The organism is Pantoea sp. SOD02, from assembly GCF_024707505.1.
In the GTDB taxonomy this organism is placed as follows: Bacteria; Pseudomonadota; Gammaproteobacteria; order Enterobacterales; family Enterobacteriaceae; genus Pantoea; species Pantoea symbiotica.
Genome location: NZ_CP102604.1, coordinates 861463 through 886835, shown reverse-complemented (window position 1 = coordinate 886835; position 25373 = coordinate 861463). Strand labels below are relative to the sequence as shown.

General features: G+C 57.7%; 21 protein-coding genes. 11 read left to right on the top strand and 10 right to left on the bottom strand.

Annotation, left to right across the window (positions count from 1 at the left end; all coding sequences use genetic code 11):
* The first annotated feature begins 91 nt into the window (after window positions 1-91).
* The gene (hemL, locus tag NR302_RS03975; RefSeq protein ID WP_008108498.1) at window positions 92-1372 is read left to right on the top strand and encodes a glutamate-1-semialdehyde 2,1-aminomutase; all 1281 of its coding nucleotides are present in this window, start codon (window positions 92-94) and stop codon (window positions 1370-1372) included.
* 57 nt (window positions 1373-1429) lie between these two features.
* On the opposite strand, the gene fhuB is transcribed toward hemL, so the two are convergent.
* The 6 genes from fhuB to hrpB all read right to left on the bottom strand — a co-directional run bounded on the left by fhuB (window position 1430) and on the right by hrpB (window position 12678).
* Entirely contained in the window at window positions 1430-3406 is a 1977-nt protein-coding gene (fhuB, locus tag NR302_RS03970; protein ID WP_258144627.1) for a Fe(3+)-hydroxamate ABC transporter permease FhuB, read from the bottom strand.
* Entirely contained in the window at window positions 3406-4284 is an 879-nt protein-coding gene (fhuD, locus tag NR302_RS03965) for a Fe(3+)-hydroxamate ABC transporter substrate-binding protein FhuD (RefSeq protein WP_258144626.1), read from the bottom strand. The genes fhuB and fhuD overlap by 1 nt, the downstream gene beginning before the upstream one ends.
* 9 nt (window positions 4285-4293) lie before the next feature.
* A complete protein-coding gene (fhuC, locus tag NR302_RS03960; RefSeq protein WP_008108501.1) occupies window positions 4294-5088 on the bottom strand; it encodes a Fe3+-hydroxamate ABC transporter ATP-binding protein FhuC in 795 nt (264 codons plus the stop codon).
* A gap of 55 nt (window positions 5089-5143) precedes the next feature.
* The gene (fhuA, locus tag NR302_RS03955) at window positions 5144-7348 is read right to left on the bottom strand and encodes a ferrichrome porin FhuA (protein ID WP_258144625.1); all 2205 of its coding nucleotides are present in this window, start codon (window positions 7346-7348) and stop codon (window positions 5144-5146) included.
* 213 nt (window positions 7349-7561) lie between these two features.
* On the bottom strand, window positions 7562-10105 hold the full coding sequence (mrcB, locus tag NR302_RS03950; protein ID WP_258144624.1) for a bifunctional glycosyl transferase/transpeptidase: 2544 nt from the start codon (window positions 10103-10105) through the stop codon (window positions 7562-7564).
* 98 nt (window positions 10106-10203) lie between these two features.
* Entirely contained in the window at window positions 10204-12678 is a 2475-nt protein-coding gene (gene hrpB / locus NR302_RS03945; RefSeq protein WP_258144623.1) for an ATP-dependent helicase HrpB, read from the bottom strand.
* Between the two features lie 36 nt (window positions 12679-12714).
* Here hrpB and thpR point away from each other — a divergent pair, with 36 nt between their 5' ends.
* From thpR to panD, 9 genes are all read left to right on the top strand, one after another.
* On the top strand, window positions 12715-13254 hold the full coding sequence (gene thpR, locus NR302_RS03940) for an RNA 2',3'-cyclic phosphodiesterase (protein ID WP_258145152.1): 540 nt from the start codon (window positions 12715-12717) through the stop codon (window positions 13252-13254).
* On the top strand, window positions 13255-13959 hold the full coding sequence (gene sfsA / locus NR302_RS03935) for a DNA/RNA nuclease SfsA (protein ID WP_258144622.1): 705 nt from the start codon (window positions 13255-13257) through the stop codon (window positions 13957-13959).
* A 247-nt stretch (window positions 13960-14206) separates the two neighbouring features.
* Complete coding sequence (gene dksA / locus NR302_RS03930; RefSeq protein ID WP_007888770.1) at window positions 14207-14662, top strand: RNA polymerase-binding protein DksA; 456 nt, start codon at window positions 14207-14209, stop codon at window positions 14660-14662.
* 70 nt (window positions 14663-14732) lie between these two features.
* Complete coding sequence (gene gluQRS / locus NR302_RS03925) at window positions 14733-15662, top strand: tRNA glutamyl-Q(34) synthetase GluQRS (RefSeq protein ID WP_258144621.1); 930 nt, start codon at window positions 14733-14735, stop codon at window positions 15660-15662.
* Window positions 15663-15700: 38 nt separating this feature from the next.
* Entirely contained in the window at window positions 15701-17113 is a 1413-nt protein-coding gene (gene pcnB / locus NR302_RS03920) for a polynucleotide adenylyltransferase PcnB (RefSeq protein ID WP_217646662.1), read from the top strand.
* Complete coding sequence (folK, locus tag NR302_RS03915; protein ID WP_258144620.1) at window positions 17110-17595, top strand: 2-amino-4-hydroxy-6-hydroxymethyldihydropteridine diphosphokinase; 486 nt, start codon at window positions 17110-17112, stop codon at window positions 17593-17595. The genes pcnB and folK overlap by 4 nt, the downstream gene beginning before the upstream one ends.
* A gap of 42 nt (window positions 17596-17637) precedes the next feature.
* Window positions 17638-18432, top strand: coding sequence for a 3-methyl-2-oxobutanoate hydroxymethyltransferase (panB, locus tag NR302_RS03910; RefSeq protein ID WP_258144619.1), 795 nt, complete (start codon window positions 17638-17640; stop codon window positions 18430-18432).
* A 15-nt stretch (window positions 18433-18447) separates the two neighbouring features.
* The gene (panC, locus tag NR302_RS03905; RefSeq protein WP_256695639.1) at window positions 18448-19302 is read left to right on the top strand and encodes a pantoate--beta-alanine ligase; all 855 of its coding nucleotides are present in this window, start codon (window positions 18448-18450) and stop codon (window positions 19300-19302) included.
* A 41-nt stretch (window positions 19303-19343) separates the two neighbouring features.
* Window positions 19344-19724, top strand: a complete 381-nt coding sequence (gene panD / locus NR302_RS03900) for an aspartate 1-decarboxylase (RefSeq protein WP_258144618.1) — start codon at window positions 19344-19346, stop codon at window positions 19722-19724.
* An 80-nt stretch (window positions 19725-19804) separates the two neighbouring features.
* On the opposite strand, the gene NR302_RS03895 is transcribed toward panD, so the two are convergent.
* The 3 genes from NR302_RS03895 to hpt all read right to left on the bottom strand — a co-directional run bounded on the left by NR302_RS03895 (window position 19805) and on the right by hpt (window position 22227).
* Window positions 19805-20575: an ABC transporter permease gene (locus tag NR302_RS03895; protein ID WP_258144617.1), complete on the bottom strand. Its 771-nt coding sequence runs from the start codon at window positions 20573-20575 to the stop codon at window positions 19805-19807.
* Entirely contained in the window at window positions 20572-21498 is a 927-nt protein-coding gene (locus NR302_RS03890; protein ID WP_008108526.1) for an ABC transporter ATP-binding protein, read from the bottom strand. The genes NR302_RS03895 and NR302_RS03890 overlap by 4 nt, the downstream gene beginning before the upstream one ends.
* Before the next feature lie 192 nt (window positions 21499-21690).
* Window positions 21691-22227, bottom strand: coding sequence for a hypoxanthine phosphoribosyltransferase (gene hpt / locus NR302_RS03885; RefSeq protein WP_176970671.1), 537 nt, complete (start codon window positions 22225-22227; stop codon window positions 21691-21693).
* Window positions 22228-22392: 165 nt separating this feature from the next.
* Here hpt and NR302_RS03880 point away from each other — a divergent pair, with 165 nt between their 5' ends.
* Window positions 22393-23682: a cystathionine gamma-synthase family protein gene (locus NR302_RS03880; protein WP_258144616.1), complete on the top strand. Its 1290-nt coding sequence runs from the start codon at window positions 22393-22395 to the stop codon at window positions 23680-23682.
* Here the strand turns inward: NR302_RS03880 and cueO are convergent.
* The gene (gene cueO, locus NR302_RS03875; RefSeq protein ID WP_258144615.1) at window positions 23675-25264 is read right to left on the bottom strand and encodes a multicopper oxidase CueO; all 1590 of its coding nucleotides are present in this window, start codon (window positions 25262-25264) and stop codon (window positions 23675-23677) included. The two genes, NR302_RS03880 and cueO, sit on opposite strands and share 8 nt — an antisense overlap.
* Window positions 25265-25373: the final 109 nt, after the last annotated feature.

Below are 25373 nucleotides of genomic sequence, written 5' to 3'. Positions count from 1 at the left end.
GCGCAGGAAAGTATATACCCTAAACTTTAGCGCAAGCCGTTATTCCCGTAGAATGGCGCCAGATTTTTTCCCGAACAGCAGGAGCAGAACAATGAGTAAGTCAGAAAACCTGTATGCCGCAGCGCAACGCCTGATCCCCGGCGGTGTGAACTCCCCGGTACGTGCATTTACCGGTGTGGGCGGTGTGCCGCTGTTCATCGAACGCGCTGACGGTGCGTATCTGTATGACGCCGACGGCAAAGGCTATATCGATTATGTCGGTTCGTGGGGCCCGATGGTGCTGGGTCACAACAACGCCAACATCCGTAACGCGGTGATTGAAGCCGCCGCGCGCGGTCTGAGCTTCGGCGCGCCGACCGAGATGGAAGTGAAAATGGCCGAGCTGGTGTGCGAGCTGGTGCCGAGCATGGACATGGTGCGCATGGTTAACTCCGGCACCGAAGCCACCATGAGCGCCATTCGCCTGGCGCGCGGCTTCACCCATCGCGACAAAATCATCAAGTTCGAAGGCTGCTATCACGGCCACGCCGACTGCCTGCTGGTGAAAGCCGGTTCCGGCGCGCTGACGCTGGGCCAGCCAAACTCGCCGGGCGTACCGGCAGATTTCGCAAAACACACGCTGACCTGCACCTACAACGATCTCAGCACCGTGCGTGCGGCTTTCGAGCAATATCCTGAGGATATCGCCTGCATCATCGTTGAGCCGGTCGCGGGTAACATGAACTGCATTCCACCGCAGCCGGACTTCCTGCCGGGCCTGCGTGCGCTGTGTGACGAATTCGGCGCGTTGCTGATCATCGACGAGGTGATGACCGGCTTCCGTGTCGCGCTGGGCGGTGCTCAGGCCTATTACGACGTGACGCCCGATCTGACCTGCCTGGGTAAAATCATCGGCGGCGGCATGCCTGTGGGTGCTTTTGGTGGTCGTCGCGATGTGATGGATGCGCTGGCGCCAACTGGCCCGGTTTATCAGGCCGGTACTTTGTCCGGTAACCCGATTGCCATGGCGGCGGGCTTTGCATGTCTGTCGCAGATTGCGCAGCCGGGTACGCATAGCACACTGACCGATCTGACCACGCAGTTAGCGCAAGGCTTGCTGGCTGCGGCGAAGGCCGAAAATATTCCGCTGGTGATCAACCACGTTGGCGGCATGTTCGGGATTTTCTTCACCGACGCCGATGAAGTCACCTGCTACCAGGACGTGACTCAGTGTGACGTTGAACGCTTCAAGCGTTTCTTCCATCTGATGCTGGAAGAAGGCGTTTACCTCGCGCCATCCGCTTTCGAAGCCGGCTTTATGTCGCTGGCGCACAGCAAAGAAGATATTCAGCGCACCATTGATGCTGCACGTCGCAGCTTCGCGAAACTGTAAAATTGCTAAATGCGATCCTACGCATTTTCGTAGGGTCGCCATTAATGGCGACCAACATTAAGCCCGCCGCAACAACCAGATAAAATACGGCGCGCCAAAGAAGGTCGCCATCAACCCGGCTGGAATTTGATCCGGGAACGCCAGCATCCTGCCGCACCAGTCGGCGAAAATCATCAAACCGCCGCCCAACAAACCGGCCATCAACACCTGCGGTAACGCACGGCGGAACCCAAGCATACGCACGATATGCGGTGCCATCAGCCCGATAAAACTCAGCGGCCCGATGGTTAAGGTTGCCGTGGCGGTCAATGCCGCCGCCAGCAACAGCAAGCTAAGGCGAGAAGTGGTCAACGCCATACCCGCCGAACGCGCGGTGGCGCTGCCGAGCGGCAACAGCGTTAACCAGCGACTCGCCAACGGCGCCAGCGCAATCAGCACCAAACCCACCACCGCGCTTTGCACCGCCTGCTGCATATTGATGTTGTAGGTTGAACCGGAAATCCAGCTCAGCAAGCCGCCCATGCGCGGATCGCCGCTGGCCAGTAGCACCATCAAAATAGTGACGAACGCGCTGTTGAGCGCCATACCCGCCAGCAACATACGTTCCGGCGAGAAGCCGCCGCGACTCGCCACCAGCATAATAATCATCAACGTCAATGCTGCGCCCAGCGCACCGGCAGGCAACAGCCACGCCACCGCATCGCCCGGCACAAAGAACATCATCACCACCACGCCACACGCCGCACCCGAGCTAATGCCCAGCACTTCCGGGCTCGCCATCGGATTGCCGGTGAGACGCTGGATCAGCGCACCTGCCACGCCGAGCATCATGCCGACAATCAGCGCGGCCAATACGCGCGGTGCGCGCCACGGCAGCAGCTGCTGCAGCATATCGCCGCCCACCCACGTAAAGCCGTGCGCATCGCGACCAAAGGTAATGCCAACCCAGCTGAATATGCCCAGAACCAGTAATCCAATCAGACACCAGCGCAAGACGTTCTGCCGCTCAGCCGGCACGCTATCGCCCTGATTAAGCGCCGGCGGCACCGATCCGGTACGCAAGCGCGGCAACAGCCACAGCAGAATCGGCACGCCGATCAGCGCGGTCGCCGTGCCGGTAGAGACTTCGCGCCAGTGGCCGGTAAGCCACAACACGCACTGATCGGCCAGCCACAGCAGCAGCGCACCGATCAACGGGGCCAGCATCATGCGACTGATCAGGCGACGTCCGCCGAGCATCTTCGCAAGCAGCGGCGCAAACAGGCCGATAAAGCCGATGATCCCCGCGACATTGACCAACTGCGCGCTAAGCAAAATCGCCAGCGCCAGCGCGGCAATACGCGCCGCCGACAGCGCCAGACCAAGATTTTTCGCTACGCCATCATCGAGCCCCATCAACGTCAGCGGGCGCAGCAGCGCCAGCGCCACCACAAACGCCAGCAGCAGACGCGGCCACAGCTGGGCCACGTTGTGTCCATCCAGCTGGTTGAGTGCGCCGGTGCTCCACAGGAACATGTTTTGCAGCTGATCGTGATTGAAGATAGCGAAGATTTGATTCACTGAACCGGCGTACAAACTCAATACCAGCCCAGCCAGGATCAGCGTTACTGGCGACAGACGTTTGCCCCAGGCAACGCCGAATACCAGAATGCCGACCAGCACCGCGCCGCCCATCGCCGCAAACTGCTGCGTGAGCTCGCCGCCCGGCAAATGCCATAAGGTCGCGACGGTAATCCCCAGCTGAGCGCCCGACGACACGCCCAGCGTGGTGGGTTCCGCCAGCGGATTGCGCAGCACCTGTTGAAACAGCAAACCAGCGAGGCCAAGGCCCGCGCCAACCAGCAGCGACAGCGCCAGTCGCGACAGCAAACTGTGATGAAACACCACTTGCTGAATATTGTTGATGTCAGGCGCGAAAAACGCCTGTAACCACTGCTCGCTCGGCAGCGCCTGGCGCAGATTGATCAAGGTTAAGGCCAGCGCCAGCAGAAAGACCGCACTCAGCAGCGCGACGGGAAAGAGACGATTGCGCATCAGTGCGACTCCAGCGCGTGTTCCAGCACGCGGACAAATTTCAGCGCCGAATAGGTTGCGCCGTAATACCAGACCGCCGGCACGCGCTGGAAACGCTGCGCGCGCACAAACGGCAGCGCCTGCCACAGAGCGGTAGCCATCACTTGCTGCATATCGCGATCGTTATCGTGATCGAAGCAGATCACCTGCACATCGCCCACTTCCGCCAGCCGCTCCAGCCCAACCACCGCGCTGCCCCAGAAGTTGGTTTCGCCCTGCCACGCGTTGCTCAAGCCGAGGATCTCCATCACCTCGAGGAACAGGCTGTTTTTGCCGAAGGTAATCGCATGGCGGCTGTCCATCAGCGACATCAGCAGCACCGGACGATCGGCCCACGGTTTGAGGCGTTCACGCGCCGCCGCCAGCTGCTCATCCACATACTGCAGATGCTGCACGGCCTGCGCTTCACGGCCAAGACGCGCGCCGAGCGCCTGCAGCGAGTGACGCGCGGTGCTGAGCGGTTTGCCGTCGCCGCTATTAAGGTCAAAACCCATGGTTGGCGCGATGCGCTGCAGCTTATCCAGCGCCGGGCCGTAACCATTGGAGTGCAGAATGAGCGAAGGTTCGAGCTGCGTCATCAGCTCCAGATTGGGTTCGGTGCGCAGACCGAGATCGATAACGCCGGACGGCAGCTGCGGATCGCCGACCCAAATGTTGTAGTTGTGCATGTCGGCCACGCCGAGTGGCCTCACGCCGAGCGCCATCAGCAGTTCCACCGGCAGCCATTCCAGCGCCACAATGCGCTGCGCATCCGGTACAGCGGCACGCAGCGGCAACACGGACATCAACGGGGAAAGCGCCAGCGCCGTCAGCAGGCGGCGGCGAGAAATGTCGAACATGGCGAGGCCTTAATAAACGAAACTGACGGGCGCGCCGCCCAGCGGATGCGGCAAAATGCCCATCGGAATACCGTAAATGTTGCCCAGCACATCGGCCTGCATGATCACCTCGGGGCCGCCTTCGGCAATCACTTCGCCACCGCGCAGCGCCACCAAACGATCGCAATAGCGCGCCGCCATGTTGAGATCGTGTAGCACCGCAATCACCGTCAGCCCACGTTCGCGGCTGAGACGCTGAATCAGTGCCAGCACATCAACCTGATGGGCGATATCCAGCGCCGACGTCGGTTCATCCAGCAGCAGGCAGCGACTATTCTGCGCTACCAGCATCGCCAGCCAGGCACGCTGGCGCTCGCCGCCGGAAAGGCTATCCACCAGACGACCGGCAAAAGGTTTTAATCCCACCAGCGTAATTGCTTCGTCCACCCGATCGCGATCTTCCTGACCATAACGGCCCAGCGCGCCGTGCCACGGATAGCGGCCAATCGCCACCAGCTCTCGCACCGTCATGCCTTCCGCCGCTGGCAGTTGCTGCGGCAGATACGCTACCTGGCGCGCAAAATCTTTGCTGCCCCAGTTATCTACCGCGTCTTCATTCAGCAATACGCGCCCTTCACTCGCCGCATGGTGACGACCAAGCATTTTCAACAGCGTGGATTTGCCGGAACCGTTATGACCAATCAACGCGGTGACTTTACCCGGTGCAAATGTTAGCGACAGCGGATGAAGCAGCGTGCGGCCAGGCACACGAAAACTGACGTTATCCAGCCTGAAGGTGGTTTCTGCGTGGTGCGGATGCTGCATGATAATCCCTGGTTAATCTGTAGGGTCGCCATTGATGGCGACCTACGTAACACGATTAGAAACGGAAAGTCGCAGTACCGACGATCTGGCGCTCAGCGCCCCAGTAACAGGCGTAATCGCGGTAGCAGCTGGCGACGTATTCACGATCGAACAGGTTATTGACGTTAACGCCGATGCTTGATCCCGGCATGCCAAAGCGTGCGAGATCGTATTTCAGCGCGGCATCAACCGTGGTGTAACCGGCTACGTCGAAGTTTTGGTTCTCGTTCGCTGCGTCATTGGCGCTGTAAATACCTTTGCTTTCGCCGACATAACGTACACCTGCACCCAGCGTCACGCCTGAAAGCGCAGTTTCATGGAAGGTATAATCGCCCCACAGTGATGCCATATGCTTCGGCACCTGATTAGGCGTTTTACCTTTCAGATTGGTGTCTTCGGTATATTCCGCATCAGTGTAGGTATAAGACGCGGTCATGTTGATGTTGGCATTCAGCGCCGCTTTAGCTTCCAGCTCAACGCCACGTGAACGGATTTCACCGCTCTGAATGCTGGCAAATGGATGGTTAACCGTATCCGGATCGGCCGTCAGGTTTTTGGTTTTGGTCAGCTGATATACCGCAGCCGTCAGTACCACCGGACGATCTTTAGGAACGTATTTCACACCGGCTTCATATTGCTTAGCGCGTGAAGGATCGAAGGCTTCACCGCCAAAAGTCGCACCCGCATTCGGGATAAAGGCTTCGCTGTAGCTGAAGTAAGGCGCGATACCGTTATCAAACACATAGTTCAGACCGCCACGCCAGGTGAAAGCCTGATCGTTCTGGCGATCAACGCTATCGGCCACGCGATCGTATACCGAGTTCATCGCGTAATCGTAGCGACCACCGAGGGTTAACACCCAACGATTCCACTCCATCTGATCCTGTGCGTATAAACCGGTTTGGCGTTGCTTATTGAGGTGCTGATAAGGCGTCGCAAACGGCGTCACGCTGTCATCGCCATATTGCGGATTAACAGCATTCAGCGGTGATGCGGTACCAAATTGCGCATTAATATCATTGCGAGTGCGCTGGAAATCGACACCCAGCAACAGTGTGTGATCAACCTGCCCCGTCGCAAATTTAGCCTGCGCCTGGTTATCAACGGCAAACTGATTGAGCTTTTCATCAGAAACTGCTGAACCACGCGTGATTTGCTGCGTTTCTGAGTTAAAGCCATTACCGTAAATACTGCGATAATCCGTTCTCAAATCCGCATAGCGCAGATTCTGTCGCACCGTCCAGGTATCGTTAAAGCTGTGCTCGAAGTTGTAGCCCACCATCTTGGTGTTGCGCGAAATCTTGTTGCTGTCTTCGCCTTCATCAAAGTTGGTCGGCAATTTGTAGCTGCTGCCGTCAGGACGCGTGATGCCCACCACGGTGCCCTGACGCGGCAACCAGCCGTAATAGCCGGTTTCTGGTTCGTTCTGGAAGTAGGTCAGCAGATCAAAACGCGTGTTCTCATCCGGACGCCAGCTGAACGATGGCGCAATGGTGTAGCGCTTCTCTTTGTTCATCTCCTGCTGCGCATCGGCGCTGCGCGCGAGGCCGGTCAGGCGATAGCTGTAAACGCCGTCATCATCCAGCGAGCCGCCGAAGTCGAAACCGGTGGAGAACTGATTATTAGTGCCCATCTGGAACTGCACTTCACGCAGCGTCTCTTGCGTCGGACGCTTACTCACCAGCGAAACGACGCCGCCCGGATTGCTCTTGCCGTACAGCACCGAAACCGGACCGCGCAGCAGCTCAGCGCGCTCGAGGAAATAGGGATCGATAGCAAACTCAGAGTAGTTATCGCCCTGCAGTTTCAGGCCATCAAGATATTGGTTGGTGTTGGTTTCGCTGAAGCCGCGAATAGAAAGCGCATCAATGACATTCGAGCTACCGCGGTTGCCGGTCAATACGCCAGGCGTATAGTTGAAAGCCTCTTTCACGCTGGTGACGTTTTTCATCGCCATCTCTTCCTGCGTGACCACAGAGATTGACTGCGGGTTCTTCTCGATTGGTGTATCGGTTTTGGTGCCGGTGGCGCTGCGTTTGGCCGCGATGGTTGGCGACGGGCCCCATGCATTCTCTTGCGCCACGCCGCTGCCGCCATCGGCGCTGACAACCACGGTATCTTCTGCCAACGCCTGCACGCTGAACGTACCCAGAGTCAGTGAAATAAGCCAAGCCAGCGAACGCGGGCGGAAAAAACAAGGATTGGTGTTTCGCGTATTCATAAATGAGGTCTCTCGAAAAAAGTCGATGCAGGTGAATACAAACGAGAATGATTATTATGACGCACGGATTTTAGGCGAAATAGCGTCGTAATCGCAACGATTAATGGCTGTTCGCGGGGCGTTTGCGCCCAGATCGCGTATATCCATGATCGCGCTTAACTAAAATGCAGGCATGAAAAAGGGCGCCGTAGCGCCCTTTGTATTTCCAGCAACTTACTTGCTGCCGAACATATCCTTTATCCAACCCGCGACGCCGTCAGAATCTTTCTGCTCATTCTGTGGCTGCTGCTGTTGTTGTTGCTGCTGCTGTTGCTGCTCTTGTTGCTGCTGCAACTGCTGCTGCTGTTGCTGAACCTGCTGTTGCTGCTGCTGACACAGCGCGTTTGGATCCAGCGACCACACCGGCAGCGAACGCCATGTGCTGCTGCCGCTACCGCAAACGAAGTTACCGGCGGAATCGACGTTCATCTGCGTGATATCTTCCGGCGGCGTCAACACCAACGGCATCGGCGCCTGGTTGTCGAGATAGCGACGATAAAGCTGCATCGCACCGCTGGCACCGTACAGTTTCGAGGTTTGGTTGTTATCACGACCAACCCAGGTAATCGCCACTTCTTTGCCATCGACACCGGCGAACCAGCTGTCGATCAGGTCATTGGTGGTACCGGTTTTGCCCGCCAGATGCGCTTTAGGATAACGCGCACCCAGCGCACGCGCGGTACCGTGATCGGCGACCTGCTGCATGGTGTAGAGCGTCAGATACGCGGCCTGCGCTGGTTCAACGCGCTGCGCCTGCGGATAGCTCTGATACAGCACCGTGCCATCTTCCGCAATCACCGAACGCACCGCCGACAGCTCAGCGCGGTTACCGCCGCTGGCAATCGACTGGAACGCCTGCGCCACTTCAATCGGCGTCAGGTTCAGTGCGCCCAGCAGCATGGATGGAACCGGATGCAGCTGATCTTTCGGCACACCGAGTTTGTTCCAGGTATCAACCACCGCATCCAGTCCCAGCGTCATACCGAGGTTGACGGTTGGCACGTTCATTGAGTTGGTCAGCGCATCCACCAGCATCACTTTGCCGCTGAAACGACGATCGTCATTCATCGGTTTCCAGATGGTGCCGTTCGGCTGTTTCAGCGCAATCGGCTCATCGGCGATCCAGCTGTTGAGGCGATAGCTGTTCGGCTGGCTCAGCGCGGTGAGATAGGTCGCCGGTTTTGCCAGCGAGCCAATCGAACGACGCGCCTGCAATGCGCGGTTGTAACCCGCAAACTGCGGATCGGCACCGCCAACCATGGCGCGCACTTCACCGCTGAAGCGGTCAACCACCACCATCGCGGTTTCCAGATCTTTCAGGCCACGCTGTTTTTTCAGCGTCGGAATGCCTTCAACCACCGCTTTCTCTGCAGCGTCCTGCGAGATCGCATCCAGCGTGGTGAAAATCTTCACGCCGGAGAGATCTTTCATTTTGTCGCCGAGCTTAGCCTGCAGCTCGTTACGCACCATCTGCATAAACGCCGGCTGTGGCGTGATCACCCCGCCTTTCGGCTGCACGCCCAGCGGACGCGCCGACAGCATGTCATACAGTTCCTGATCGATGACGTTCTGCTGCTGCAACAAACGCAGCACCAGGTTACGTCGCTCCAGCGCCAGTTTCGGGTTACGCCACGGATTGTACAGCGACGCCCCTTTCACCATGCCGACCAGCATCGCCTGCTGATCGAGGCTCAGCTCATCCACCGGACGACCGAAGTAGTACAAGCTCGCCAGCGGGAAGCCGCGGATCTGATCGTTACCAGTCTGGCCGAGATACACCTCGTTGAGATACAGCTCGAGGATGCGATCTTTGCTGTAACGCGCATCCATGATCACCGCCATATAGGCTTCACGCGCTTTACGCCACAGCGAACGCTCGTTGGTGAGGAACAGGTTTTTCACCAGCTGCTGCGTCAGCGTACTGCCGCCCTGCACCGCTTTACCGGCGGTGATGTTGGCGAGGAACGCACGACCAATCGAGTACGGGCTAATGCCGTCGTGCTCGTAGAAGTGGCGGTCTTCCGTGGCGATCAAGGTGCTGACCAGCAGATCCGGAAAACCGGCGCGCGGCACGAACAGGCGCTGTTCACCGTTCGGCGACTGCAACATGGTGATCAGGCGCGGATCGAGGCGGAAGAAGCCAAAATCGCGGCCGGTATCAAGGTTTTTAATCTCGCTCAGCTCATCGTTGCTAAACGTCAGGCGCGCGTTGATCTGCCCTTCTTTGCTGTCCGGGAAATCAAACGGACGACGCAGCAGGTCAATGGTGTTGCCTTTGACGCTAAACTCGCCCGGACGGGTGATGCGCGACACTTCGCGATACTGCGTGCCTTCCAGCAGTGCAATCATCTCTTTTTTGTCGTAAGGCATGCCCGGTTCAAGGCTTACCATGCGGCCATAAACGGCGGCCGGCAGTTGCCACACTTTACCGTCGATGCGGCTACGGATTTCCGAGTCGAGATAGACGCCCCAGGCAGCCATCACAACCACAAAGACCAGGAAGAGTTTAATCAACCAGCCTAACCAGCGACGTTTGCCGCGTGGCGGACGTTTTTTACTTTTTGGTGGCACCGGTCCACTCTCCTCATCTTCTTCATCAAAATCGTCCTGATCGATATCATCATCAAGTTCCCTGCGGCGACCCCGACGCGCAGTGCTGCGCGGCGGCTTTGGCGCTTTTCCTTTGCGCCCAATAGGTTCGCGATCGTTCCCAGACATGCTTTTATTCTCCAGGTATTGCTACGGCGGCGGCCGTTACTCTAACTGCTTTCTCGTGCTACGCATGGCAGAACCCTCTGAATTCGATCCACAGCGTTTCACGATGAAAATTTCTTGGTCCGCCTTGTGGGTAAGGCGTTGGCCGGATCGTCCGGCCACGGATGCTTTGGATAGCGCCCTTTCATCTCTTTCTGCACTTCGGGATAGGCACCGCGCCAGAACGCCGCGAGGTCGCGAGTGATCTGCAATGGACGGTGCGCGGGCGAAAGCAGCTCTAACACCAGCGGTACACGGCCATCGGCCACCGCCGGATTCTGTGCTTCGCCAAACATCTCCTGAATCCGCACCGCCAACGCGGGTGGCTTCTCTGCATCGTAGCGGATCGGCAGGCGGCTTCCGGTCGGCACAGTGTAATGAGTTGGCAGCACAGTATCCAGCCGCTGACGTTGTGACCATGTCAGCAAATGTAATAATGCGCTGACAAGATTGATGCTCTGCAATCCTTTCAGATCGCGCACCGTGCTCATCTCCGGCAGCAGCCAGCTTTCGAGCGTTTCGAGCAGGCTCTCATCGTCCAGCGGCGGCCACGCCTCTTCCGGCAACCACTGCGTGGCACAATGCACCCGCAAGCGTAGCTGCTCAGCGTCTTCTTTCCAGCCCAGCACCGACAATCCTTTTTCGCGGATCCAGCGCAGCATCGCCGGATGCAATATTTCGGCTTCCGGACGCGCCTGCGGCTGTGCTTTCAGGACCAGCGCGCCGATGAGTTCGCGTTTCCACGCGCGCAAGGTGCCTTTCTCCTCGTCCCACTCCACGTCGGTGCGCTGCTCAACTAAGGTTGGACATGCGCGGCGTAGCGCGTCGATATCCACCGGCAGCGCCAGCAACATGCGCGCATCGGCGGCGCTGGCGCCCTGCAGCAGCGTCGGCGCGATTAGCCATTCATAGCGGCTCAAACCATCCTGCTCGTTGAGCATCGCGCCAATGCCGTTCGCCAGCTGATAACGCGCGCTATCGCCACGACGCTGCGCCAGACGATCGGCAAAACCGGTGGCTAATAGCTGCGGGAACAGATCAGGATTAATGGTGCCGCCGCTGGCGTTGAGGCGTTTCTGCCACTGACGCGCACGGCGCTGCCAGTGCGACTGCGGATGATTGAGCGCATCACGCAGATCAACGCTGCCACTGCGTGGAGGATCTTCCAGAATCGCCACCAACAGCGCAGCGCTGGCGATGGCATCGTTGTTTTGCCCGGCGGCCACCAGAATCGCGCTCAGGCGCGGATCGCTGCCCAGCGCGGCCATTTTTCGACCGCGCGCATTGAGCTGGTGATTCTCCAGCGCGCCTAGCTGAGTTAACCGCTCGCACGCCGCTCGCAAGTTGCGCGGCGGCGGCGCGTCAAGCCAGGTAAGCTGCGTCGCATCCTGACATCCCCATTGCAGCATATCGATCTGCAGCGAGGTCAAATCGCTATGGAGAATTTCCGGTTCGCTCTGCGCCGCAGCTCGCAGCGCCTGCTCTTGCGGCAGTAAATGCAGGCAGATGCCCGGTTCTAATCGCCCGGCGCGACCGGCACGCTGCGTCATCGATGCCTGGCTGATGCGCTGCGTTTGCAGCCGCGTCACGCCGCTGCGCACGTCAAACTGCGCTGAGCGCTCCAGCGCGCTATCGACCACTAAGCGGATGCCTTCGATGGTCAAGCTGGTTTCGGCGATGTTGGTCGCCAGCACCACTTTGCGTCGCCCCGCTGGAGACGGCAGGATGGCGCGGCGTTGCGCCTCCAGCGACAGCGCGCCATATAAAGGAGAGAGATCAACCTCGTCATTGACCCGCGCTTCCAGCTCGCGCTTCACCCGCTCGATCTCCGCTACGCCCGGCAGGAACAGCAGCAGCGATCCTGATTCGTCACGCAGCAGTTGCGCCACCTCGCGTGCCACCGCTTCTTCAAATCGTTGCTGGCTGTTGAGCGAAGCATAGCGGCGCGTGACCGGGAAGCTGCGGCCTTCCGAGACGACAAAAGGCGCATCCGGCAGCAGCTGACGCAAACGCTGATTGTCGAGCGTTGCCGACATCAGCAGGATTTTCAGATCGTCGCGCAATCCTTGCTGCACATCGAGCAGCAGCGCCAACGCGAGGTCGGCCTGCAAGCTACGTTCGTGGAATTCATCGAGGATCACCAGCGAAACACCTTCCAGCATCGGATCGCGCTGTAGCATGCGCGTCAAAATGCCTTCGGTGACCACTTCGAGGTGCGTGTTGGCACCGCAGCAGTTTTCACCGCGCATGCGATAGCCAACGGTGCCGCCCGGCTGCTCGCCAAGCAGTTCCGCCAGGCGCTGCGCCACGTTGCGCGCCGCCAGCCGACGCGGCTCCAGCATGATGATGCGGCCGGGCAATTGGGCGTGTTTTAGCAGCTGTAACGGCAGCCAGGTCGATTTCCCTGCGCCGGTCGGCGCCGCCAGCAAAACCTGCGGCGACTGCGCCAGCGCGGCCAGCAACGTAGGCAGCACCTCGCTTACCGGTAACTCACTCAAACTCAACTCCCAAAATGCCTGTGCTAAGATGGCGCGCATTGTAGCACTCTGAGACGCGGATTACCGGAGGCCAACCTGGCAACGCAACGTCTGTTTTTTGCTCTTGAACTGCCCGCTCCGCTCCAGCAACAGCTGGTACAGTGGCGCGCGGATAATTTTGCTGCCGAAGCCGGGAAACCGGTGGCGGCGGCCAACCTGCACCTGACGCTGGCGTTTCTTGGCGAGGTCAGCGATGAGACCTCACGTAAGCTGCAACTGCTGGCCTCACGCATCGAACAACCCGGTTTTGCCCTTGATTTGGATGACGCCGGTCACTGGCCGCGTCCCGGCGTGGTGTGGCTCGGCTGCCAGCGTGCGCCGCGCGGATTACTGCAGCTCGCCAGCTTGCTGCGTGCGCAAGCGGCGCGTCATGGCTGCGCGCAGAGCCCGCAGCCGTTTCATCCACACGTCACGCTGTTGCGCCACGTGGCGCCACAGATCGCGCTACCGCCGCGCGGCTTTCACTGGCGCGCCAATATCCGCCATTTTGCGCTGTTCGCTTCGAACGTCACGCGCGGCCGCACGCGTTATCAGGCGCTGGCCCGCTGGCCGCTACTATCATCCACAGGAGAGTAAATGGAGTTCGATCCGCCACTCAAACCCGCCCGCTTGATCGCCCGTTACAAACGCTTTTTAGCCGATGTGGTTACGCCAGAAGGTGAAACGCTGACCATTCACTGCGCCAATACCGGCGCGATGACCGGCTGCGCCACGCCAGGCGATACCGTGTGGTACTCGACATCCAACAGTGACACGCGAAAATATCCGCACAGCTGGGAACTCACCGAGACCCAACAAGGCCACTGGATCTGCGTCAATACGCTGCGCGCTAATCAGCTAGTGCGCGAGGCGCTGACGCTCGATAACATTCCGGAATTATCCGCTTACAGCCGCTGCCAGCCTGAAGTGAAATACGGCACGGAAAAAAGCCGAATTGATTTCCTGCTGCAAGCGGATGGCCGATCGAACTGCTATATTGAAGTCAAGTCCGTCACCCTTTTACAAGCAGGTAAAGGCTATTTTCCGGATGCGGTGACGGCTCGTGGACAGAAACATCTGCGCGAATTGAGCACTATCGTGGCAGAAGGTCATCGAGCCGTTTTGTTGTTCGCAGTTTTGCATACGGGGATTGAGGACGTTTCCCCGGCACGCCATATCGACGTGCACTACGCAGAACTACTGGAACAGGCGCAGCGTTGTGGTGTGGAAGTTTTAGCGTATCAAGCTCAAATCTCACCGTTAAAGATATTACTGACGCATCCGATTAACGTAGCGTTGTAATATTTATAGCAATTTGGTGTGATAGGAATGTTCTGGGCGAGGCGCTGAATACGCGATTGTTCAGAGGCTTGTCAAGTAGTGGTCAGGAATAATTGCCAACCTTGATTGCTTCTGCTATTTATAGCGGCCTGTTTTTTTCCCTTTATGGGAATCGATAAGCCCTAAATCGTTCGGGTTGTAGGCACACAGTTAACGCACATGCAACTTGACGTATTTAGGGAAGTGCGTGTTATCCAGGAGAAACAACATGCAAGAAGGGCAAAACCGTAAAACATCGTCCCTGAGTATCCTCGCCATCGCTGGAGTTGAGCCTTATCAGGTGAAACCGGGCGAAGAGTATATGAACGACGCCCAGCTAGGCCATTTCCGTAAAATTCTGGAAGCCTGGCGCAACCAACTTCGGGATGAAGTAGATCGCACTGTGTCACACATGCAGGACGAAGCTGCAAACTTCCCGGATCCGGTCGACCGTGCTGCGCAGGAAGAAGAGTTCAGCCTGGAATTGCGTAACCGCGATCGTGAGCGCAAACTCATTAAAAAGATTGAGAAAACGCTCAAGAAAGTGGATGACGACGATTTCGGTTACTGCGACTCCTGCGGTGTAGAAATTGGTATTCGCCGCCTTGAAGCGCGTCCGACTGCCGATCTCTGCATTGACTGCAAAACGCTGGCAGAAATCCGCGAGAAGCAGATGGCTGGCTAATGGCCGTGAGCAAATTGCTACCGCACAGCCGGGAAAATCCCTGTTTTCCCGACGTGCGGTACACTTCGTTATGAATCCTTCACTCTGCATTGGGCGTTTCGCTCCCTCTCCTTCGGGTGACCTCCATTTTGGTTCGCTGATTGCTGCATTAGGCAGTTACCTGAGCGCGCGCGCGCAACAGGGACGCTGGTTGGTGCGCATCGAAGATATCGATCCCCCACGTGAAGTTCCCGGTGCCGCAACGCGTATTTTGCAGCAGCTGGAACATTATGGTCTGCATTGGGATGGCGAGGTTTTGTGGCAGTCACAGCGCCACGACGCCTATCGCGCCGCGCTGAGCTGGCTGCAAACGCATCGACAAAGTTACTTCTGCACCTGCACGCGCAGCCGCATCCAGCAGCTGGGCGGCTTTTATGATGGTCACTGCCGCGATTTGCAGCTGCCGCCTGACAACGCCGCGCTGCGCCTGCGTCAACATGCGCCGGTTAACGGCTTTGACGATCGCCTGCGCGGCCATTTGCAGGCGGAACCGCAGCTGGCGCAGGAAGATTTTATTATCCATCGCCGTGATGGGCTTTTTGCCTACAACCTCGCGGTGGTGGTCGATGACCATTTTCAGGGCGTGACGGAAATTGTGCGCGGCGCGGATTTGATTGAGCCAACGGTACGCCAGATTGCCTTGTATCAGCAGTTTGCCTGGCCAGTGCCGGATTACCTGCATTTGCCGCTGGCGGTCAATCGTGATGGCAATAAGCTTTCCAAGCAGAATCATGCGCCCGCGCTGCCCGATGGTGATGCGCGCCCGTTGTTGGTGCAAGCGTTGCGCTTTCTTGGTCAGCCTGTTTCGCCAGGCTGGCAGGATGAATCGCTGGAAAGCCTGTTGAAACAGGCGGTGGCGCAGTGGAATATCCGTCTGATTCCGTTGCAGAACGGTCTTAAAGAGGATGAAACGACATCACCATTCCTAAATGGTTCTCAACAGGCTATGATTAGCCGCTGATTTTATTAACACCCTTTTTCTCACTGTCGAGGTGTCCCATTTTTACCCGAGTCGCTAATTTTTGCCGGAGAGTCCTCAAGCGTGATGAGGAGGCGCCTGAAGAGGTGGAAGCTGAAAGTCCTGGTCAGATGACTGTCATTCCACGAGAAAGCCACAACATCTCACGCAAAGATATCAGCGAAAACGCCCTCAAAGTGCTCTATCGCCTGAACAAAGCCGGATTCGAAGCCTACCTGGTGGGCGGCGGCGTGCGCGATTTGTTACTCGGCAGTAAGCCGAAAGACTTTGATATCACCACCAACGCCACGCCTGAACAGATGCGTAAGCTGTTCCGCAACTGCCGTTTGGTGGGTCGTCGTTTTCGTCTGGCGCATGTGATGTTCGGTCCTGAAGTGATCGAAGTCGCCACCTTCCGTGGTCATCATCATGAAGAGAGCGAAGAAGATCGCAACAGCTCGCAGCGCGGCCAAAACGGCATGCTGCTGCGTGACAACATTTTTGGCAGCATTGAAGACGATGCCCAGCGGCGCGATCTCACCATCAACAGCCTCTATTACAGCGTGGCCGATTTCACCGTACGTGACTACGTCGGTGGCTTGCACGATCTGCACGAAGGCATCATTCGCATGATTGGCGATCCGGAAACCCGCTATCGCGAAGATCCGGTGCGCATGCTGCGCGTGGTGCGCTTCGCCGCCAAGCTGCAGATGCGTATCGCGGCAGAAACTGCCGAGCCGATCCCGCGTCTGGCGACGCTGCTGAATGACATTCCGCCAGCGCGTATGTTTGAAGAGTCGCTCAAGCTGCTGCAGGCAGGTTACGGTTACCGCACCTATCAGATGATGCGTGAATATCAGCTGTTCCAGCCGCTGTTCCCTACGCTGACGCGTGGTTTCACCGCCGAAAGCGACAGCCTGATGGAACGTATGGTGGCGCAGGTACTGAAAAATACTGACACCCGCATTCAGAATGATATGCGCGTCAATCCGGCCTTCCTGTTTGCCGCGATGTTCTGGTATCCGCAGCTGGAATCCGCCGAACGCATTGCGCAGGAAAGCGGCCTGACCTATTACGATGCATTCGCCTTGTCGATGAACGAAACCCTGGATGAAGCCTGCCGCGCGCTGGCGATTCCAAAGCGTATCACTACGCTGATTCGTGATATCTGGCAGCTGCAGCTGCGCATGTCGCGCCGTCACGGCAAGCGTGCGTGGAAGCTGATGGAGCATCCTAAATTCCGTGCCGCTTACGATTTGATGGCGCTGCGTGCCGACGTGGAAAACAATCCTGAGCTGCAAAAGCTGACGCATTGGTGGGGCGAGTTCCAGGCGGCGGCTCCGGTGCAGCAGAAAACCATGATGACCACGCTGGGCGACGATCCGGCACCGCGCCGCAAACCGCGCCGTCCGCGTCGCCGTCCAACCGGGCCTCGCACTAACAGCCCGCAATGACCCGCGTTTATCTCGCTTTAGGCAGTAATCTGGCCGATCCGCTGCATCAGGTTGATGCAGCGTTGGCCGCGCTAGACGCCATTCCGCATACTTCGCGCATCGCCACCTCATCGCTGTATCGCACACCTCCGTACGGTCCGCCGGATCAGCCCGATTACCTTAATGCGGTGGTGGAGCTGGAAACTACGCTTGAAGCCGACGCGCTGCTTGATCACACCCAGCGCATTGAGCTGGAGCACGGTCGCGTGCGCAAAGCCGAACGCTGGGGACCGCGCACGCTGGATCTCGATATCATGCTGTTTGGCAACGAAACCATTCACACGCCGCGTCTGACCGTGCCGCACTACGACATGCACAATCGCGCTTTTATGCTGGTGCCGCTTCTGGAGATTGCCCCGCAATTGTCGCTGCCGAACGGGCAAGCTTTATCTGCCATTCTTGCCACGCTGGATCGCAGCGCTATCCGTTTGTGGTCTGAGTAAGCCGTAGTACACTGCGCGCATCAGAAAACTCTGGAGCGTGTGATGAAACCAACAACCCTCTCCCATTTACGCCAACTCAAAACCAGCGGCCGCAAATTTGCCACGCTGACGGCGTACGACTTCAGTTTTGCCCGCCTGTTTGCCGATGAAGGCATTCAGGTGATGCTGATTGGTGATTCGCTCGGCATGACCGTGCAGGGACATGAATCGACCTTGCCGGTCACCGTGGACGATATCGCCTATCACACCGCCGCCGTGCGCCGTGGCGCGCCGCTGGCGCTGCTGATGGCCGATCTGCCGTTTATGAGTTACGCCACGCCGGAACAGACGTTCACTAACGCCGCACAGCTGATGCGCGCGGGCGCCAATATGGTGAAGCTGGAAGGCGGCGAGTGGCTGGCGGAAACCTTGCGTATGCTGACCGAGCGCGCCGTGCCGGTGTGCGGCCATCTGGGCCTGACGCCGCAGTCGGTGAACATCTTCGGTGGCTATAAAGTGCAGGGCCGCGATGAAGCCGCCGCTGAACGTCTGCTGGCCGATGCGCTGGCGCTGGAAGCCGCCGGCATGCAGCTGCTGGTGCTGGAGTGCGTACCGGTGGCGCTGGCGGAACGCGTCACCAAAGCGTTGTCGGTGCCGGTGATCGGCATCGGCGCGGGCAACGTCACTGACGGCCAGATTCTGGTGATGCACGACGCCTTTGGCATTACCGGCGGCCATATTCCCAAATTTGCCAAAAATTTCCTCGCTGAAACCGGCGACATTCGTGCGGCGATTCGCCAATATATCGCCGACGTTGAAGCGGGCCTCTATCCAGCCGCTGAACACAGTTTCCAGTAAATCAGGAGATTTGCAGTGCTGATCATTGAAACACTGCCGATGCTGCGTCGTGAAATTCGTCGCTGGCGTCAGGCAGGCAAACGTATCGCGCTGGTGCCCACCATGGGCAACCTGCACGACGGTCATCTGACGTTGGTCGATGAAGCGCGTGAGCGCGCCGACGTTGTGGTGGTCTCGATTTTCGTTAACCCGATGCAGTTTGATCGTCCCGACGATCTGGCGCGCTATCCGCGCACGCTGCAGGACGATTGCGAGAAGCTGAATCGTCATAGCGTAGATCTGGTGTTCGCACCCGCGCCGGCTGATGTCTATCCAAAAGGCCTTGATAGCCAAACCTTCGTTGAAGTGCCGGGTTTATCATCGCTGCTGGAAGGTGCCAGCCGTCCAGGACATTTCCGTGGCGTCTCCACCATCGTCAGCAAACTGTTTAATCTGGTGCAGCCTGACATCGCCTGCTTTGGCGAGAAGGATTTCCAGCAGCTGGCGATCATCCGCAAGATGGTGGCGGATATGGGCTTCGATATCGAGATTGTCGGCGTACCAACGGTGCGCGCGAAAGATGGCCTGGCGCTGAGTTCGCGCAATGGCTATCTCACCGCCGACGAGCGTAACATCGCCGCCGGTCTCAGCCAGGTGATGAACAGCATGGCCGAACGTCTGAGCAACGGCGAGCGGCATGTCGAAGAGATTATCGAGCACGCGGAAGTGGCGTTGCGTGAGAAGGGTTTTCGTCCGGACGGACTGGCGATTTGCGATGCCGAAACCTTACAAGCGCTCAACGTAGACAGCCAGCGCGCGGTGATTCTGATGGCCGCATGGCTCGGCAATGCGCGTCTGATTGATAATCAGCAAGTGGATCTGACGGAGTAGTTTTCCGTCGTTTATTGGCAGCTTAACAAGGTTAGACAGTTATGATTCGCACCGTACTTCAAGGCAAACTGCATCGCGTTAAAGTCACTCAGGCAGATTTGCATTACGAAGGTTCCTGCGCCATTGACCAGGATTTCCTCGACGCCTCCGGCATTCTGCAATATGAAGCCATCGACATCTACAACGTCACCAACGGCCAGCGTTTTTCCACCTACGCAATTTCCGCTGAACGTGGCTCGAAGATCATCTCAGTCAACGGTGCCGCCGCGCGCTGCGCCTGCGCTGGCGATATCATGATCATCTGCTCTTACGTGCAGGTCGAAGATGAAGTCGCGCGCAGCTGGCAGCCGAAAGTCGCCTACTTTGAAGGCGATAACGAAATGAAGCGCCTCGCCAAGGCGCTGCCGGTTCAGGTCGCCTGATACAACAAGGGCGGGATTAAATCCCGCCCTTGTTGTAGGGTCGCCATTCATGGCGACCTTCTTGAATATCACTCTAAAACCTACGTACGCAACCCGCGCCCACGCTGAATCAGCGAATACACCAGCGCATAAAACACCACGATAAAGGCGATCAACACCGACAGGGTAAACACCAACGGCACATCGCTAATACCAAGGAAACCGTAACGGAAGCCGCTGATCATATACACCACCGGATTCAGCTTCGACACCGCTTGCCAGAACGGTGGCAGCAACGTCAGCGAGTAGAACACGCCGCCGAGATAGGTTAACGGCGTCAGCACGAAGGTCGGAATCAGGCTGATATCGTCAAAGGTGCGCGCGAATACCGCATTCAGCAGGCCCGCCAGCGAGAACAGAATCGCCGTCAGCAGCAGCGTCACCGCCACCATCGACCACGAATGCACGTGGAACGGCACGAAGAACAGCGAAATCGCGGTCACCAAAATTCCCACGCACACGCCGCGCGCCACGCCGCCGCCGACATAACCGGCGATGATGATATGCGTTGGCACCGGCGCCACCAGCAGCTCTTCAATGTTGCGCTGGAACTTGGCGCTGAAGAATGATGACGCCACGTTAGCGTAAGCGTTGGTGATCACCGCCATCATGATCAGCCCCGGCACGATAAACTGCATGTAGCTGAAACCGTGCATATCGCCGATGCGTGAACCAATCAGGTTGCCGAAGATGATGAAATAGAGCGTCATGGTGATCACCGGCGGCACCAGCGTCTGAATCCAGATGCGGGCGAAGCGATTGATCTCTTTGCTCCAGATGCTCTTGAGCGCCACCCAATACAAGTGCGTCATGCTTTCACTCCTGTTTTTCCCTGTGTCAGGCTGACGAACAGCTCCTCAAGGCGGTTAGCTTTATTGCGCATGCTCAGCACCTGCACGCCCTGCGCGCTCAGCTGGCTGAACACGCTGTTGAGACCTTGCTCGCGCATCACTTCCACTTCCAGCGTAGAGGTATCAACCAGACGATACTGGAAGCCCTCCAGCTGCGGCAGCGGGCTGCGCGGTGCTAAATCGAGAATGAAGGTTTCGGATTGCAGCTTAGAGAGCAGCCCTTTCATCGAGGTGTTCTCCACCAGCTCGCCGCTCTGAATAATACCGATATTGCGGCACAGCATTTCCGCCTCTTCCAGATAGTGCGTGGTGAGGATGATGGTGGTGCCTTTGATATTCAGCTCTTTCAGGAAGCTCCACATCGAACGGCGCAGTTCGATATCCACGCCCGCAGTCGGTTCGTCGAGGATCAGTAGCTTCGGCTCATGCATCAGCGCACGCGCGATCATCAGGCGACGTTTCATACCACCCGAGAGCATGCGCGCACGTTCGTTGCGTTTGCCCCACAGATCGAGTTGATTGAGGTATTTTTCCGCGCGCTTGTTAGCTTCGGCGCGTTCAACGCCGTAGTAACCGGCCTGATTAACCACAATCTGCATCACGGTCTCAAACGGGTTGAAGTTGAACTCCTGCGGCACCAGCCCGAGCTGGCGCTTGGCGTTGACCACGTCTTTTTGCAGGTCATAGCCAAACACGCGCACGCTGCCGCCGGTTTTATTCACTAACGAGCTGATAATACCGATGGTGGTGGATTTTCCGGCGCCGTTTGGCCCCAGCAAGGCGTAAAAGTCGCCCGCTTCCACGTTGAGATCGAGTCCTTTCAGCGCCTGTACGCCGCCGGGATAGGTTTTGGTCAGCCCGGAAATTTCCAGTGCATATGTCATTGCGAATCCATACCTTGTTGTAGAGACATCAAAGGCCTATGAAAATGATAATGCGCACGAACGATGTCGCGGTCATTAACATTAAGAAATCAATGGAGTTTAGCAGAGAGTGAAGCCAGCCCATAAGTCGTTGACTCACGGGCTGCGCAGTGTATCGCAGGCGGGGGAGATTAGCCTTGGACGATTGTGCGGTTATTCACCGGTCGGGATAACTTTGCCAATATACGGCAGATGGCGATAGCGCTGGGCGTAATCGATACCAAAGCCCACCACGAACTCATCGGGAATGGTGAAGCCCACGTATTCGACGGTGACATCCACTTCGCGGCGCTCGGGTTTATCCAGCAAAGTACAAATCGCCAGTGACTTTGGCTCGCGCAGGCGCAGGATCTCACGCACTTTGCTCAACGTATTGCCGGAATCGATGATGTCTTCCACGATCAGCACGTCCTTGCCACGAATATCTTCATCGAGATCTTTGAGGATTTTCACATCGCGGCTGCTCGACATGCCGCTGCCGTAGCTTGACGCAGTCATAAAGTCGACTTCATGCGGCACGTCGATGGCGCGGCACAGATCGGCCATAAACATAAAGGAGCCGCGCAGCAAACCCACCAGCACCATTTCGCTGCCGCTGTCGCGGTAGTGCTCGTTAATCTGCTTGCCCAGTTCGGCAATTCGGGTTGCGATCTCTTGCTCGGAGATCATCACGTCGACGGTATGTTTCATTGCATGCGTCCAGTTACGGTTTTTGGAAAGCCACGGAGTCTATCATAGTCGAGCCAGCGTCTAACGCCGCGCACAGAACGCAAACGATTCCGTGGCGAAATTTATCGCACTGGCGTTAACTGTAGGAACCTGTCCGCCCTTTCACCGCCGAGTTCTGGAGTTCCTATGACCGCTTCATCCAGTAAAAAAACCAAGATTGGTACGCGCGAGTTGCACCCGGAAACGCAGATGCTGAATTACGGTTACGATCCGCAGTTATCGGAGGGCGCGGTGAAACCACCGGTATTTCTCACCTCCACCTTTGTGTTTAACAGCGCCGAAGAGGGACAGGACTTTTTCGATTTCGTCGCCGGACGCAAGCAGCCGCCAGAAGGCAAAAGTGGCGGGCTGGTCTATTCGCGTTTCAACCATCCCAACAGCGAAATTGTTGAGGATCGTCTGGCGGTGTACGAAGGCGCGGAAAGCGCGGCGCTGTTCTCTTCCGGTATGTCGGCGATTGCCACCACGCTGCTGACGTTTGCGCGTCCGGGTGAAGTGATTCTGCATTCCCAACCGCTGTATGGCGGCACCGAAACGTTGCTGAGTAAAACACTGCATGATTTGGAGATAAAAGCGGTGGGATTCAGCGATGGCACCGACGAAGATAAGGTGCATGAAGCGGCGAAACTGGCGTGGCAGCGCGGACGCGTGGCGCTGATTCTGATTGAGACGCCCGCCAATCCGACCAACAGTTTGGTGGATATTCAGTTGATGCAGCAGGTGGCGGATGTGATTGCGCAGCAGCAAGGTTCACGGCCGATTCTCGCCTGCGATAACACGTTGCTCGGCCCGCTATTTCAACGTCCGTTGCAGCACGGTGCGGATTTGTCGCTCTACTCACTGACTAAATATGTCGGCGGCCATTCGGATCTGATTGCCGGTGCGGTGCTGGGGAGTAAAGCGCTGGTCGGCAAAGTACGTTCGCTGCGCAGCGCCATCGGCACGCAGCTGGATCCGCACTCTAGCTGGATGATTGGTCGCTCGCTGGAAACGCTGTCGCTGCGCATGGAGAAAGCCACCAGCAATGCCGAAAAAGTGGCGGCGTTTTTGCGCGATCATCCGCAGGTGGAAAAACTGCATTGGCTGCCGTATCTGGCGGCTGAAAGTCCGGCGGGCAAAACGTATCAGCGCCAGTGCAGCGGTGCCGGCTCAACCTTCTCATTTGATATTCGTGGCGGGCAAGCGGCGGCGTTCCGTTTCCTCAATACGCTGGGACTGTTCAAGCTGGCGGTGAGCCTCGGCGGCACCGAATCGCTCGCCAGCCATCCTGCCAGCACCACTCATTCGGGCGTGCCGCAGGATGTTCGGCAACGCATTGGCATCACCGATGCGACCGTGCGCCTGTCGATTGGTATCGAACATCCTGACGACTTAATTGAGGATATGCGCCTGGCGCTGGAAGCCTCGGTTAACTGACGCTAAAACCGAGCATCATGCCGGTATCTTCATGTTCCAGCAGATGACAATGCGCCATGTAGGCATTGTCGGCGTTAGCGACATAGTTGAAGCGCACCAGCACTTCGCTGCGCCAGCCGTTAACGCTGACCATGTCCTTCCAGCCGGCGCGATGCGGCGCAGGCGGCTTGCCGTTTTCTGACAGGATGCGGAACTGCGTACCGTGAATGTGGAACGGATGCAGCATTTGATCGCCTTCCCCGGAAATCGTCCACTTCTCCAGCTTGCCCAACTCAACATTGAACATTGGTTTGGTCATGTTGAACGCCTGGCCGTTGATCTTGTTGCCGTTGTGGAAATCATAGGCGGCGGTTTTAATGTGGCTGCCGTGATCCATCGCCATGTCGCCATGATCCATCGGCTTAGCGCTGTGACTCATATCCATATTGCCATGATCCATTTTCATATCGCCCATGGCTTTATCGCCGTAGCGATCCATCAACGCCTGCATGCCTTGCTGATCAAGCTGCGGATCCATCATCAGCTGCAGCCAGCGGCTTTGCAGACCTTCGGTGGCAGGAATCGGCGGTAGATCCACCAGCTTGTCCGGCAATGTGCCGCTAGCCAGCACGCGCAGCGGCAAAATATTGACCAGCGGCAGCGGTTGATCGAACGGCGCCAGCGTCATGCCCATTTGCGTGACCGGCAGCGTCACCACGTCAAAGGCTTTGCCATCTGAGGTATCCACCAGCACTTCAAAACGCTCGCCCGGTAGCAGCGGCAAGCTCTCCACTTTCACCGGTTCGGCCAGCAAACCGCCGTCGCTGCCGATCACATACAGCGGACGTTGATCGCTGGTGGCGATATGCAGCGAACGCGCGTTACAGCCGTTGAGTAAACGCAGGCGCAGCCAGCCGCGCGGCACCGCATGCTGCGGATATTGCACGCCGTTGGTCAGCATCATATCGCCGAACCAGCCGACGGCGGCACGCATGATATCGAGCTGATAATCGATTTGCGTTCCCGCTTTATTTAACTGCTTATCCTGGAAAATCAGCGGCACATCGTCTTCGCCCCACTGCATCGGCAGACGCAGCTTGCCGGAGGCTTCATCCTCCAGCAACACCAAACCGGCCAGACCTTGCGCCACCTGATAACCGGTTTTACCGTGTTGATGTGGATGGAACCAGCAGGTCGCGGCGGGTTGGTCGGGCGTGAAACTCACCTGACGCGTTGCACCGGGCGCAATAATCCCCTGCGGGCCGCCATCGACATCGCCGGGAATTTCCAGACCATGCCAGTGCAAGGTGGTGGCTTCTGGCAGCTGGTTATGGATATTCACCGTAACCGCTTTTTCGCGTTGCAGACGCAGCGCGGGCCCGAGCAATCCACCGTTGTATCCCCAGGTTGGCACCGCTTTGCCATTCCATTGGCTGTTGCCGGTCATCGCGGTTAAGTTGTATTGCCCGCGTGCATCAGGCTGCAAAATAGAGGGAATCGGCAATAATGGGCGCGTGGCGGCCATTAGTGAGCGGCTCCACAGCGGCAGCGCACCGGCGGCGCTGAGTGCGGCAGTCAACTTTAGAAAATGACGACGTTGCATATTCTTATCCTTGTCGTGAATAAGGGCACAGCGTAAACCTTTACCCTGCGGGAGGGTCAAGCCCTGAAACAGAATGCGCTGATAAAAATGGTGGGAATGGCCCGAAAGG

Excerpts from the sequence above, each read along its gene's own strand:
- dksA (WP_007888770.1), top strand. The coding sequence starts at position 14,207 with ATGCAAGAAGGGCAAAACCGTAAAACATCGTCCCTGAGTATCCTCGCC.
- hpt (WP_176970671.1), bottom strand. The coding sequence starts at position 22,227 with ATGAAACATACCGTCGACGTGATGATCTCCGAGCAAGAGATCGCAACC.
- fhuC (WP_008108501.1), bottom strand. The coding sequence starts at position 5,088 with ATGCAGCATCCGCACCACGCAGAAACCACCTTCAGGCTGGATAACGTC.
- panD (WP_258144618.1), top strand. The coding sequence starts at position 19,344 with ATGATTCGCACCGTACTTCAAGGCAAACTGCATCGCGTTAAAGTCACT.
- hrpB (WP_258144623.1), bottom strand. The coding sequence starts at position 12,678 with ATGCGCGCCATCTTAGCACAGGCATTTTGGGAGTTGAGTTTGAGTGAG.
- fhuA (WP_258144625.1), bottom strand. The coding sequence starts at position 7,348 with ATGAATACGCGAAACACCAATCCTTGTTTTTTCCGCCCGCGTTCGCTG.
- NR302_RS03890 (WP_008108526.1), bottom strand. The coding sequence starts at position 21,498 with ATGACATATGCACTGGAAATTTCCGGGCTGACCAAAACCTATCCCGGC.
- fhuD (WP_258144626.1), bottom strand. The coding sequence starts at position 4,284 with ATGTTCGACATTTCTCGCCGCCGCCTGCTGACGGCGCTGGCGCTTTCC.
- cueO (WP_258144615.1), bottom strand. The coding sequence starts at position 25,264 with ATGCAACGTCGTCATTTTCTAAAGTTGACTGCCGCACTCAGCGCCGCC.
- gluQRS (WP_258144621.1), top strand. The coding sequence starts at position 14,733 with ATGAATCCTTCACTCTGCATTGGGCGTTTCGCTCCCTCTCCTTCGGGT.
- panB (WP_258144619.1), top strand. The coding sequence starts at position 17,638 with ATGAAACCAACAACCCTCTCCCATTTACGCCAACTCAAAACCAGCGGC.
- folK (WP_258144620.1), top strand. The coding sequence starts at position 17,110 with ATGACCCGCGTTTATCTCGCTTTAGGCAGTAATCTGGCCGATCCGCTG.
- fhuB (WP_258144627.1), bottom strand. The coding sequence starts at position 3,406 with ATGCGCAATCGTCTCTTTCCCGTCGCGCTGCTGAGTGCGGTCTTTCTG.
- NR302_RS03880 (WP_258144616.1), top strand. The coding sequence starts at position 22,393 with ATGACCGCTTCATCCAGTAAAAAAACCAAGATTGGTACGCGCGAGTTG.
- mrcB (WP_258144624.1), bottom strand. The coding sequence starts at position 10,105 with ATGTCTGGGAACGATCGCGAACCTATTGGGCGCAAAGGAAAAGCGCCA.
- sfsA (WP_258144622.1), top strand. The coding sequence starts at position 13,255 with ATGGAGTTCGATCCGCCACTCAAACCCGCCCGCTTGATCGCCCGTTAC.
- hemL (WP_008108498.1), top strand. The coding sequence starts at position 92 with ATGAGTAAGTCAGAAAACCTGTATGCCGCAGCGCAACGCCTGATCCCC.
- NR302_RS03895 (WP_258144617.1), bottom strand. The coding sequence starts at position 20,575 with ATGACGCACTTGTATTGGGTGGCGCTCAAGAGCATCTGGAGCAAAGAG.